This is a genomic window from Halobacteriovorax sp. GFR8 (assembly GCF_050955245.1).
In the GTDB taxonomy this organism is placed as follows: domain Bacteria; phylum Bdellovibrionota; class Bacteriovoracia; order Bacteriovoracales; family Bacteriovoracaceae; genus Halobacteriovorax_A.
Window position 1 is genome coordinate 137873 of sequence record NZ_JBPBLR010000002.1, and the last position, 12429, is coordinate 150301.

Consider the following 12429-nt stretch of genomic DNA (forward strand, 5'->3'; position numbering starts at 1 on the left):
AAAATTTTGCTATGTGGCAGTGGCGCGATGTGTAATTGGCGACAGTAGTCAAATTTGCAAAACAATGAAATGATAGACCCATGACAAAGTTTAGTAAGTATAGCTCTAATGGAAATGACTTCATCCTTATCGATAATCGCGATGGGGCCCAAGAAGTTAGCAATACACAAAAGTGGCAGCAATTGTGTCAACGCTGCTTTGGAATTGGAGCCGACGGAGTTGTTTTCTTAGAAAGTAGTGACAAGTATGACTTTCATATGCGCTACCTAAATGCTGATGGCAATGAAGAGAGTATGTGTGGAAACGCGACTCGTGCTATCACTGACTTCTATCGCCGTACGACGCAAACAAAGAATACTGACTTTAAATTTACCACGGGAAGTGGGCTCTACTCTTCTGGAATTGAAGGTGATGTCATTTGGGTTCATATGACCGTCATTAAAGATGCTGATCTATACGATCTCACTAATAAGTATGAAGACGCTCAGGATTCGTACTATATTAATACTGGTGTTGAACACAGTGTGTTTATGGTCTATGACGCTCAAGAGGTAGATGTAGACACAGTAGGAAGACGTGTTCGTTTTGACGAAGACTTTCCTCGTGGCTCGAACGCTAACTTTATCAATCAAATTGATGAAGGTGAGTGGCGTATTCGAACATATGAACGTGGAGTTGAGGCCGAGACCTTTGCTTGTGGAACGGGAAATGTCGCCGCAGCCTGCATGCTCTGGGATAAAGAATACGAACATAGAGACGAAATAGAATTTCTAACAAATGGTGGTATACTATTTGTCAAAAGAGTCGATGGCTTCATCTATCTTGGTGGCCAGACAAAACTTGTCTATACTGGTGAATTTAATGATTAAAAAGTTTTTATTACTTTTCCTTCTAGGTCTAAATACATATGCCACAATCTTTGTGGAAGTTGTGATGACACATGAAAAGGACTTCGAGGGTCAAACAATTCTTATGAGTGAACTCCACTTTATTGAAAATATTCAACCAGAGAAGATGAGTCGCTTTGTTATGAAGAGTAAAATTGATCTACTTTTAAGTGGTCAATTTGTTGATAGCCAAGAGATCTATGGCCCAGGTGCCATGGTGAAAATTGAAGGGAGAGTTCTTTCAAAAACCCTCTCAAAAAGCTTTGAACTAAACCTAAAGCTCGGAACTGAAGGGGATGTTGTCTTCAGTGAACCGGAGCTAGGACAGAAAACAAAAATTAAAATCAAACCAGTAGTTCATTAATGTCTGAAGAAAATTTTGAAAGATTAGATAAGAAACTCGTCGAGCTTGGCCTCGTTACGACTCGTAGTCGTGCCCAGCAAGTAATTGGAGATGGTAAAGTTACTGTCGCAGGTAAAGTAATCACAAAAACCTCGTATAAAGTTTCAAGCAGTGATGACATTCAACTAAATGAGAGTAGTGAAGAAGTTGGCCGTGGCTTTCATAAGATCGCTGGAGCACTTGAGGCGTTTGATGTTGTCATTGCAGATAAATTGGTTGCAGATGTTGGCGCCAGTACAGGTGGTTTTACACAATTTTGTCTAAACCATGGTGCCTCAAAAGTCTTTGCCATTGATGTTGGTCACGGGCAATTGGCACCAAGCCTAGTTAGTGATACAAGAGTCGTAAATCTTGAAGGGACAAATGTACGGGAGCTTCACAAATTAGATGAAGCAGTTGATCTGTGTGTTGTGGATCTTTCATTTATTTCGTTAAATTTAATTTGGAAGAACCTTATTGATATCAGTAGAGACGATGCCGAAATGATCGTTCTTTTCAAACCTCAGTTTGAAGTTGGAAGAGATGGTATTGGTAAGAAGGGAATTGTAAAAGATAGAAGTTATGTTCTAAGGGCCGTTGAAGAAATGAAGATTCAATGTGAGGCCATGGGACTTGGAATTCTTGGATTTAAGCCTTGTGTAATAAAAGGGCGAAAGAGTGGAAACCAAGAGTACTTTTTATATTTAAAGAAGAACGCTAAATCTCTTCTTTCGCTAGAAGAATTGAATAAAGAAGTTGGAGAATAAAATGAGAGTATGTGTATTTTGTGGGTCATCAAGTGGAAAAGGTGAAACTTATTTAAACTACGCAAAAGATCTAGGTGAGAAGCTTGTTAGTAATGGACACTATCTCGTGTATGGTGGAGCCTCAATTGGTGTGATGGGAAAGATTGCAGATACGATGCTTGCTAAAGACGGCCATGTTATTGGTGTTATGCCAAAGTCACTTATTGACTGGGAAGTTGGACATCAAGGTCTAACTGAGTTCATTGAAGTCGATACAATGCATACTCGCAAAGAGAGGATGTATGAACTCTCAGATGTTTTTGTTACTTATCCAGGTGGCTTTGGAACTCTTGATGAGTTATTTGAAATTACGACGTGGGCGCAACTTCAATACCATAAGAAGCCAATCTATTTAGTTAATGTAAATGGCTACTTTGACCACTTAATTAAGCATATTGAAAATTCAGTTGCTGAGGGATTTATCTCGAAAGAGCACTTCGAATTAATTACGATCTTAAATTCAAATGAAGAGTTAATGGAGAGGATCAATTAAGATCCTCTCATATATTTTATTCTTGTAGAATAATATAAATATTTGGTTCGTCGATTTCAATTTTATCATTTTCAAATCTTTCAAGCTCTTTGAAAATGGTACGACGAACATTAAATAGGCCTGCCTTTGCCTTATCAATTCTAATATTGATAATCTTGTTAGCGAGGTCATAAGAAGAGCGTCCTTCGAACTTAACCTTAATTCCCTTTGAAACATTTCCTTTTAGGTGACCGCTAAATTTTCCACCGCGAATATTAAGTTTTAGATCATCAATTTCAACAGCACTACCAAGTGTTTCATATTCATTTGTTAAGTTATAGAAACTTCTCTCGCTACTTTGAAAATAGGCACTTCCTACATTTAGACTTAGAAAGTTAAAACAGTTTTGAAGGAGTTGCTCATATTCATTACCTTCACGACTTTGCTTTTGACACTCAAGACGAGTTCCTGATAGTCGAGTAGAAAAACCTTCACCACTTGCTTGGACTTGATTTAAACTAATAGCGATGTTTGAGTTGTCATTATTATAATTAATATTTGATATTCCAATTTTATCAGCGTCATTAATCTGTAGAGTTGAAAGATCGAGTTCGAACGACTCATTATCTACTGAAAAGATAAGCGTCCCACCATAATTTTCTACTTCGAGACTTGGATTGATAAATTCTCCAAAACCTTCAATTGAAATTTCTTTACTAGTTCCTGTCCCTTTAGGACTTGTATAATTAGCATTTAACTGGCCAATTTTCCCAATTGGAAATGCCGGTTTTTCGTTAAGCTCATTGGCTTGGGCCGTGGAAATATTGGCGAACATTAGGCAATACGATGCCGCAATCATTTGACATGACTTCTTCAACATAAACAACTCCGTTTGATTGTGTGTGGTTACAAACAAAATCGGGTTAAAGTCGCTCTTTACGTAGGTTTTGTGCTGAACTGATAAAAAAGGGTAAATAATGCCGCTTTAGTGAGTTGTAAGTGTCTAAATTTAGGTTGGTGAACGTAATACCTGTTGAGTTTGATAGACTATTCAAGAGTCGGCTTTTTGTGTTAAAGTGCGCTAAATGTTCAAGAAAATTGCGTTACTATTTATCATCTCACTCTTTGTCATAGCAGGTTATGTGCTATCGCGTGTGCCTATTCTTAATATTAATAAACTGGCCCAAGGCTATGTGAAGACTTCTGTAAAAGATGAAAGTGTTTCGTATTTGGTTACAACTAAGAGGCCACGTAATTGGGCGTATCTAAGTGGAATGCCCAAGCATGTTTACTATGCCTTTATTGTTAGTGAAGACTGGTCATTCTATGAACATCAAGGCGTTGATTTTAGACAGATTTATCATGCAATAAAAGATCATTTAAACGGAGAGAAACTTAGAGGGGCGAGTACCATCTCTCAACAACTAGCAAAGAATCTCTACACTAAAAGTGAAAGAAGTCTGGAGCGTAAAGTTTTTGAGCTCTTTACAACAATGTACTTAGAAGAGAAGTTAACAAAGGATCGAATCCTTGAAACTTACTTAAATATCATTGAATTTGGCAAAGGGCTCTATGGTATTAAGAATGCTAGTTGGTTCTACTTTAAGAAGCGTCCTGCTGACCTAAATCCAAAGGAATCTGCTTTCCTGGCCATGTTACTTCCTAATCCAAAGGTTTACTCACAATCATTTCGAGATAAGAAGTTAACAGAGTATGCGTCAGCTACAGTGAACTCCATATTAAGAAAAATGAAAGTAACCAAGGCCATAAGTGAAGAAGAAATGTTGGCCTTTCAAAAAGAACACCTCTCCTTTGAAGAAGTAAAAAGAAGTGAAGGTGGAAGTAAGCTAATACTAGAAGAGGAATTCTTTGAGTTATAAAGATGCCTTAGAGCAAGTATATTCAAATACGGGCTTGGCCCATGCTAAGAAGCGAAGAGAGCTTCTTGTCGAGCAAATGTTTGCCAATGAAGCTTCTGGCCTTGATTGTCTAAGTTGTACCGGACGTTGCTGTACATATGAAGCAAATTCAATGCAGATGACATCAATTGAAGCATTGGAAGCAATGGCCGTCCTTGAAGAAAAGAATCTTTTAAATGATGAAACAAAGAAAAGATTAGAAGATTGTATCTCTGAGTTTCGCTTAGATAAGTATATTCAAATTGGACCTGGAGAATTTTTTAGAAAGTCATATACATGCCCTTTCTATTTCTATCCTAGTTTTGGTTGTGGTCTAGGTGTCGATCATAAGCCTTACGGATGTATAGCCTTTAATCCATGTGAGGCGAATCAAGAAGATGGTGGTAATTGTCAGAGTGATCTTTCAATTCAAGAAGATCGTAATGAGATTTATGAGAAGGCCGAAGATAGTGCTAATAAATATCTTTATGATCAGCATAAAGTATCACAACTCAAGGAGCCTATACCAATTAAACTCCTAGAGTTGTGGGATAAATTTTAATTCTATCTATTTCGAAAAATTATATCTTAAGCCTAAAACGTAGTTATAGTGATAGTAATCGACTTCAGTTGTGATATTTGTTTTGTAACCTGTTTCATAGTGGTAACCAGTATAGACATAGAATCGATCTGAAATTGGAACTTCAAAATCGAGCCCAATAAGAAAAGCAGCGTAGCTTCCTTCATTGCTATTTGTTTCACCTGTATATTCTGAATTATAGAATTTTACACCAAGTAGTGGCTGAAACCACCATAACTTAATTGCTGTACTGATCTCTATACCACTTTCTTCAATAGAATAATCTTCTGTTACTGCTTCAAACGTATATGATTTTTTATCATAGCTATTGGAAAAGTAAGTGATCTTACTGAGAAGTAAATCAGTCTCTTCAGAGATTCCAATATGAAAACCAACTCCATTATTTTTAAAACGCGGTAGTGTTGTACTGGTTCCATTTAAAATGTCATTGACTGTTGCTTCTTCTTCATATGATGGCATTTGAGCACCAGCAACTATTCCATATTTTGCTGCACATGAAGTAAGTAAAAATAAAATTAAAATTGGAAATAAAACCTTCATACCTCTCCCTTAAATAAATAATAAACTCATTGTTAATTATTATTAAAATTTATTTAAGAGAGAAAAAAGTTCTTTATATGTTGTTTAAGATAAGCTCAGAGAGCGGTTTTGGAAGGATGTTGTTAGGTACTTTCATGATAATATGACCACCTTCTTTGTTTTGAAATTTTCCAAAGCTATCATCAAAACGAAATTCTGCGTTTTCAAAAGTACGCACATTAATTTCATTACCATTGACGTGATCAACGAATGAAGACTCAAACTTAAGTTTCTCTAAAGACAACTCTTCATTCAAGATAAAGAACCAGTGATAAATTTCTGCCTTTTCTGCATCGTCAGGTAACCCCAGCCTTTTTACTTCAATAACAGATACATTCTCATTCATAAAATAAAATAATGTTTCAAATTTTTTTTCCATAAAAATATTTTACTTTGCTTAAAGACGAAGAGTAAAGAAATTGACGGGGATATTTGGTTAAGAATCAGACTAGGAAATTTATACGGTCAGATGAAGCATTTGGGAATGTTCAAAAAGAAATATAAGAATGAATTGCTATAAAAAAGAAAGAAGAAGTGAATAAAAGTATACTGAAACACATCACCTAACCGATATAAATCCTAAATCTGTAACTATAATACCAGAGGTGTATTCATTGTCAAATAAAAGTTTGATATATAAAACAGTTGAGTGAGAATGAGTAGGACATAGGCCCTACTCACTAAGGTTATTTATGGTTAGGCAGCTTTATCGCCACCGACGAGGTTGATAACTAATTTTACGATATCGTCGAGATTATCTGCCTGGCCTTTGAGGTTTGCGGCCGAGCGAGATGCCTCTTGTGCAGAGTTATTATTTTGAATTGTTGTTTCATCAATGAGTCTAATTGCATTTGTAATTTCATTTACACCTTGTGTTTGTTCGTTACATGCACTTGCGATCTCAGTAATTTTTCCATTTACGTTTTGTACATTGTATACAATTTTATCAAGTACTTCCTTACACTGTCCGGCCTTCTGTCTTCCAGCTTCAACAGTTTTTGAACTGCTTTGAATAACTTCATTTACCATTGTCGTTGTTCCTGAAACAATTGCTTCGACATTCTTGATTGATTCATCAATGAGTACTTTGATCTCATCTGATGCGGCTCCTGACATTGAAGCGAGTGATCCAATCTCCTCAGCGACAACAGCAAAACCTTTACCGCTTTCACCCGATCTAGCAGCTTCAACAGAAGCATTGAAAGAAAGAAGCTTAGTTTGAAAAACAATGTCATTAATAACTTTTGTCTTATCTTCAATTTCTTTAATGATATTTAAGATCTCTTGCACTTGGTTATTACTACTTTCCATTTTCTTCATTGCATCTGTATTGCTATTTGAAATATTTTCGATAGCATAAAGCATTTCATCAATAGTACGTTTTCCATTTTGTACTTCTACTTCTGATAATTCCCCAGACTTTTTAGAGTCTTCTGCGAATTCAGTATTTCTTCGAATCATAGAAGATATTTCATCAACTGAAGCAACTGTTTCTTGTAGAGAGGCAGCTTGCTCATTAGTTGCAGCAGATAATTGAGTTGATGTGTTATAAGTTACTTTTGAACCGTTAGCGACTTGTAGTGAAGTTTCTTTAAGTTGATTTGCCATTGTTAGGAGTGGATTTGATACACTTGTTTTTAACACAAAAGCAAATAAGGCACCGATTACAATGAGGCCAATAAAACCGAACATTGCTTGGTTTAGAAAGACACTAAAAATATAATCGTTAACATCATCAACATAGATACCTGTACCAAGAACCCAGCCCCACGGTTTGTATAATTCAACATAAGAGTACTTTTCAACAAACTTATTACTGTCATTCTTGCTATTCCAGATATAGTTCACAAAACCTTTGTCTTGTTTCTTTACGAGTGCAACAACGTCATTAAAGAGTGGTTTACCTGCCTTGTCGACAAATGTCTTAACACTTTTTCCTCTTAAGCTTTCACTAGGGTGAACTATCATTCTTGGTTCAAGATCATTGATCCAAACATAGTCATCCATATCACGTCCATAGCGAATACTTGCAATATAGTGTTTTGTGATCTCTTTAGCTTCTTTTAGAGTATACTCACCAGCTTCCACTTTTTTGTTCATTGATTCGAGAAAGTGATAAGCAGTCTTAGTCACATCCTCAATTTGATTTTTCTTTTCTTGCAGTAGCGCAGACTTTGTTGAGCTATAAGAGTAGGCAATAAAGATTGAAGTGAAGATAACAAATGGGATGAGGGCCATCAGAATTATCTTCGTGTTTAAACTTAGACTTTTCACTAACGCTTTCATAATTCTCCTGAGTTTCTATACAATTTCTTAAGATTCTTGATATAACTTCGGTAAAAGAAATGTATTTGTTAGTGATGTTAATCAGTTTTTATGCTCGCTGCGCTAACAATTTTGTAAGTTTGAAACGAAATTTGTTACAATTTATCTAAGCAAAACTAATATTAATGAGAAAATAAATGAAGTTACTTTCAAACAAAATATTTCCTCTCATTGGCCTTGTTGTCTCTGGGATCTATCTTCTAAATCCGACTGCAGGAATTATCGAACTGATTCCTGACAATATTCCCTATATTGGTAACCTCGATGAAGCGGGGGCCGTGATTTTGTTTCTATCTTGTTTAAAGATTCTTCGCGCCAAAAAAGAAAGAGAGTAATTTTCTTAGTTCCCTGTGCATTTAAATCAAAGGTAAAATTATAATGTGAACATCTTTGTATTTAGACAAAGATCTTTACACTTTTGTACCTAAAGTTGATCAAAAAATGACACTTGATTAATTTATAGGCAGATAATGGATATGTATCCAATCGAAAATCGGTGACCAGTAGTGGCATGATTGTTGCAGTAATTTCAGTGTGTTTAAGAGTTAATCTCTATTTAATATATAGGAGCAAATTATGAAAATTGTTAAAGGTTTATTCATTTCTTCACTCGTTATGGTTTCAACTGCTTATGCGGCAACAACTGGAACTCTTGTTTTAAAAGGGCAAGTTCCAGCACTATTGTCAATTAGTGTTACACCAGAGGCCGTTGCATCTGCATTACCTCTAGACACGACACAGGTAGATTCTAAAGTCGCTACTGTAAACGAGGTTTCAAACTCTAATAGTGGTTATACAGTTTCATTTAGTTCAGCAAACCAAGGAAAGCTAGTACACAACTCTGTTGCTTCTTCATCGATCGACTATGCACTAAGTTATGATGGTAATGCTGTTGATTTATCAACTACTGATGTATTCACATTCCCGTCTGCGGCCAGTGTGAATGTCGATAAGGATTTAGCAATTTCATATACTGGAGTTGATCACCAAAATCTTATTCAAGGTGAATACGCTGATACAGTTACTTTAACGATTGCAGCTAATTAATACTTAAGTTTTTTAGTCAAATATCCGATAGGCAGAGTGATGAAATACGTTACTCTGCCTTTTTTATTTGTCACCTCACTTCTATCACTTAGTATTTATGCGAGTGAAGCCAAAGAATTACATTTGAGAGGACGTGTTCCAGCATCCGTTATTGTCGTAGATGAGTTAGATCCTAAGGACCCAAATGATGCTATTAAGTCAAATCTGGATAAGAATTCTTATGATGTTAAAAAGTCTGAAAAGAATGGCCATCCAATGATTGAAATCTCCTTTCACTAATTCATCTTCAATTAAAATATGTGTATAATAAATAGAGTCTAAGCTGTCATGGAGGAAGCTTGAAGTTACTTATTTTATTAGCACTTTTCCCACTTTTAATGTCTTTTACTTTTAGACCAACTACTCAAACAATTGATCTAAGTAATGGACAAAAGTCCACTCAATTTCAAATTGAAAATACATCATCTGAAATGATTCCCGTAACGATAAATGTCTTTGAACGAATACAGAAAGAAGATGGAAGCGAATCTCTTCCTAAGACAAATGAAGTAAGTGTTTTTCCGCCTCAACTTATTATCTCTCCAGGAGATCGAAAAACAATTCGTGTGGATTGGAAGGGAGGTACGAATATCTCTTCTGAAAAAGTTTATCGTATTGTTGCTGAGCAAGTCCCTTTAAAGCGCGGAAGTACTAATAATAAGAATCGTGGTGGTATTAAGATGCTGCTCAAGTATATGAATGTTCTATATGTAACTAAGAAGGAATTTAAACCTAAGCTTAAAGTGAGTCATTATAAAGTTGGAAAGAAGATTAGAGTTTATATTTCTAATAAGGGAAATTCTCATCAATACCTAAAGAACGTAAAGTTTGAATTTGTAAAAGGTGATCAGAAGTTATCTATCCCTACCAAAGAGCTCAGAAAGCTTAATGGACAAAATATTTTGGCCAATACAACACGATACTTTGAATTTAAAAATACAATTAATCTAGATAATGGATATGAGTTAAGAGCGTCATTTGATAAGTAATTATAGACCAATTCTATTTGTTACACTCCTGTCTCAATTGAGTCCTTTAAATGCTTATGCTCAGTCTGAAACCGAGCTATTTCGTAGCGTCTTTGGTGAAGTTAATTATGAAGCACAGTTAGAACTTATTCTTCATGGAAAATCTCTTGGGGATATTCCAGTAAAGCTTCAAGGAAGCCAGTTAAAGTATATTGATAGTGTCATTCTAAATGAGAAGATAAGAAGTCTTGTTAAGAATGAAAATTATAAGTTAATCGATACTTCTAAGAAATGGGTGGCTACTTCAACAATTCCTTATACTCTAAGCTATGATCCTAAAGCACTACAGGTGATATTAGATATACCTATAGAGAGTCTTAAATCTGTTTTCTACTCATTAGAAGAAAATCCAAAAATTAAATACGCTGGTCAAACAATTGAAGCGGCTCCATTTGCAGGTTCTATTAATTATCTTCTTGATAAAAACTTTGGTGATTCGTATCTTGGTGGTGATTCTCTAACCTTGAATATCAATTCTTTCTTAAACTTAAACACTTATGTTCTGCAGTTGAATGGATTCTATGTTGATGATGAAGATAAAAACGACCCTTATTGGACGCGAAGAGACTTTAGTTTAACAAAGGATTTTGAATCCTCACGCCTTCGAACGAGGCTAGGGGATACAACAACGGGCCGCTTAGGCTTTATGCAATCAAAAGCAATAGGTGGATTTAATATTAGAAAACAATTCTCTATTAATCCTTATGAAACACCTTATACGCAAGGTGAGAAAGAGTTTCAAATTGTTAGACGATCAAATGTTAGTACTTATGTTAACGGGACTCTTGTAAAAAAAGAAATCCTACCTGCTGGTAATTATCGTTTATCAAATCTTCCACTTGTTAATGGAATTAATAATGTACGTGTAGAAATTGATGATGGAAGTGGTGTTAAGCAGTTATTAGAATTTAATATCCCAACATCATTATCGATTTTAAAAAGAGGTGAATTTGATTATTCATTAAGTGCGGGAAGAAAGTCAGATGATTCGGGAAGAACACGGAGCTATGTTGATAATAATGAGTTTTATAGTGGCCTTATTCAATATGGATTTACAGACCTATTTTCAACAGGTGCCTATTATCAAAAAGATGACAAATTTCAACTAAGTGGCCTCTATAATGGTATTGCAACAGAGTATGGAAATTTCTTTCTTGAGAATGCTTATTCTGATTATAAGAACTTTAATGTGAGTGGTTATGCAACTTCTTTGACTTGGCAATTTCAAGATATCGCTGGTTACTTGCTTGAAAATCTATCTTTTTCAGCACGCTATGAAGTTTTCGGTGGAGACTTTAGGGCCACTGCCGATTATAATGGGCCTTCGATTAAAAATAACTATCAGCTCAATTTATCATTTCCTATTTTTTCTCGAAGCTCGATAAATCTAGGGGCCGGACATGAAGAATATCGTGACTCTGGAAATGGTTCTCGAAATTTCATTCGTACCTCATTGAATATTAATCCCATAAATAACCTTAATGTAAATCTTTATGCTGCTCGAACAAAAGATTTAAATAATCCGACTGATCACTCTGTCTCTGCTTTTTTAACATGGTCTTTTCCTTCTCGAAATAGCTATGTGTCGATGTTTAGAGACTTTGAAGATAAATCAAGTCGAATATCTTACACGAAAGATAATAGTAATGAGTTATATAAGCCAAGATATACAGTTTCTGCAGACGACGATGAAGTTAATGGCCGCTTAAACTTAAGTGCTAGTATACCGACGCCAATGGCCGATTACTTTTTTAAGGCGTCTTATGCTCATGAGAAAAGTGGTAATGATTATAGACAGATAGGATTCGGGATATCGACGACTTCTTTATTCGCATACGATGATGGCCTTGCTTACGCTCAATCTCGTTCTAATACAAATAGTTTCGCACTCTTTAAAACTAAAGAAGCTTTGAAAGATCAAAAGCTTATTATTAAATCAACATCAGTTCATGCAGACACTCAAACTCCACTCTTTGGGGAGCTTGCAATAACTGATATGGTTCCATATCAATACCGTGAAGTACAATTAGACCCAACTGCTCTCGATTATGGAACAACACTTGAAAAGGAAAAGTTTGTTCTCTATCCGACTTATCAATCGGGACATCTCATTAATATCCGAGACAATGGTCTATTAAGTCTTAAGGGTAAAATTACACGTAAGGGAAAACCAGTTTCTCTGGAAATTTGTCAGTTAGGAGATAAAGTCTTCTTCACTGACCGCGAAGGTTTCTTCTTTGTGGATGGTGTTGATAATGAATCAAGTTTACTTAAAATAAGTGGTAAGGAAGTTAAAAATTTTTCGATAAATCAAGAATCCCGTGGGATCATTGATATTGGTACGATTGAGATAGAGGGGAATTAA

General features: G+C 35.5%; 15 protein-coding genes. 11 read left to right on the plus strand and 4 right to left on the minus strand.

All coding sequences use genetic code 11. The features are described from left to right. Nucleotides 1-80: 80 nt before the first annotated feature. Genes dapF through ACRXC1_RS01310 form a run of 4 tightly spaced genes read left to right on the plus strand, consistent with a single transcriptional unit; the run spans nt 81 to nt 2568 of the window. A complete protein-coding gene (gene dapF, locus ACRXC1_RS01295) occupies nt 81-869 on the plus strand; it encodes a diaminopimelate epimerase (RefSeq protein ID WP_433655886.1) in 789 nt (262 codons plus the stop codon). Then, nucleotides 862-1251 carry a hypothetical protein gene (locus tag ACRXC1_RS01300; RefSeq protein WP_392909856.1) on the plus strand — a complete coding sequence of 130 codons (390 nt, stop codon included), beginning with the start codon at nt 862-864 and terminating at the stop codon, nt 1249-1251. The genes dapF and ACRXC1_RS01300 overlap by 8 nt, the downstream gene beginning before the upstream one ends. Beyond that, complete coding sequence (locus ACRXC1_RS01305; RefSeq protein ID WP_433655888.1) at nt 1251-2036, plus strand: TlyA family RNA methyltransferase; 786 nt, start codon at nt 1251-1253, stop codon at nt 2034-2036. Before ACRXC1_RS01300 ends, ACRXC1_RS01305 begins: the two co-directional genes overlap by 1 nt. 1 nt (nt 2037) lies before the next feature. Beyond that, on the plus strand, nt 2038-2568 hold the full coding sequence (locus ACRXC1_RS01310; RefSeq protein WP_393056743.1) for a TIGR00730 family Rossman fold protein: 531 nt from the start codon (nt 2038-2040) through the stop codon (nt 2566-2568). A 16-nt stretch (nt 2569-2584) separates the two neighbouring features. Here ACRXC1_RS01310 and ACRXC1_RS01315 read toward each other — a convergent pair whose 3' ends face one another. Beyond that, on the minus strand, nt 2585-3427 hold the full coding sequence (locus ACRXC1_RS01315; RefSeq protein WP_433655891.1) for a hypothetical protein: 843 nt from the start codon (nt 3425-3427) through the stop codon (nt 2585-2587). A 205-nt stretch (nt 3428-3632) separates the two neighbouring features. Between ACRXC1_RS01315 and ACRXC1_RS01320 the strand changes: the two genes are divergently transcribed. Next, nucleotides 3633-4427 (plus strand): transglycosylase domain-containing protein, encoded by a 795-nt coding sequence (locus tag ACRXC1_RS01320; RefSeq protein WP_433655893.1) that lies wholly within the window; start codon nt 3633-3635, stop codon nt 4425-4427. Continuing rightward, nucleotides 4417-5007: a hypothetical protein gene (locus tag ACRXC1_RS01325; protein ID WP_433655895.1), complete on the plus strand. Its 591-nt coding sequence runs from the start codon at nt 4417-4419 to the stop codon at nt 5005-5007. The genes ACRXC1_RS01320 and ACRXC1_RS01325 overlap by 11 nt, the downstream gene beginning before the upstream one ends. Before the next feature lie 6 nt (nt 5008-5013). Here the strand turns inward: ACRXC1_RS01325 and ACRXC1_RS01330 are convergent, their stop codons facing one another. From ACRXC1_RS01330 to ACRXC1_RS01340, 3 genes are all read right to left on the minus strand, one after another. Further along, nucleotides 5014-5586, minus strand: coding sequence for a hypothetical protein (locus ACRXC1_RS01330; protein ID WP_433655897.1), 573 nt, complete (start codon nt 5584-5586; stop codon nt 5014-5016). A gap of 73 nt (nt 5587-5659) precedes the next feature. After that, entirely contained in the window at nt 5660-6004 is a 345-nt protein-coding gene (locus tag ACRXC1_RS01335; RefSeq protein ID WP_433655899.1) for a hypothetical protein, read from the minus strand. Between the two features lie 317 nt (nt 6005-6321). Then, nucleotides 6322-7911 carry a cache domain-containing protein gene (locus ACRXC1_RS01340; RefSeq protein WP_433655901.1) on the minus strand — a complete coding sequence of 530 codons (1590 nt, stop codon included), beginning with the start codon at nt 7909-7911 and terminating at the stop codon, nt 6322-6324. 176 nt (nt 7912-8087) lie between these two features. Here ACRXC1_RS01340 and ACRXC1_RS01345 point away from each other — a divergent pair, with 176 nt between their 5' ends. The 5 genes from ACRXC1_RS01345 (at nt 8088) to ACRXC1_RS01365 (ending at nt 12429) form a co-directional block, all read left to right on the plus strand. Further along, nucleotides 8088-8285: a hypothetical protein gene (locus ACRXC1_RS01345; RefSeq protein WP_433655903.1), complete on the plus strand. Its 198-nt coding sequence runs from the start codon at nt 8088-8090 to the stop codon at nt 8283-8285. Between the two features lie 241 nt (nt 8286-8526). Further along, entirely contained in the window at nt 8527-8997 is a 471-nt protein-coding gene (locus ACRXC1_RS01350) for a fimbrial protein (protein ID WP_392909874.1), read from the plus strand. A 39-nt stretch (nt 8998-9036) separates the two neighbouring features. After that, complete coding sequence (locus tag ACRXC1_RS01355) at nt 9037-9276, plus strand: hypothetical protein (RefSeq protein WP_433655905.1); 240 nt, start codon at nt 9037-9039, stop codon at nt 9274-9276. 59 nt (nt 9277-9335) lie between these two features. After that, a complete protein-coding gene (locus ACRXC1_RS01360) occupies nt 9336-10025 on the plus strand; it encodes a fimbria/pilus periplasmic chaperone (protein WP_433655907.1) in 690 nt (229 codons plus the stop codon). Then, a complete protein-coding gene (locus ACRXC1_RS01365; protein ID WP_433655909.1) occupies nt 10015-12429 on the plus strand; it encodes a fimbria/pilus outer membrane usher protein in 2415 nt (804 codons plus the stop codon). The genes ACRXC1_RS01360 and ACRXC1_RS01365 overlap by 11 nt, the downstream gene beginning before the upstream one ends.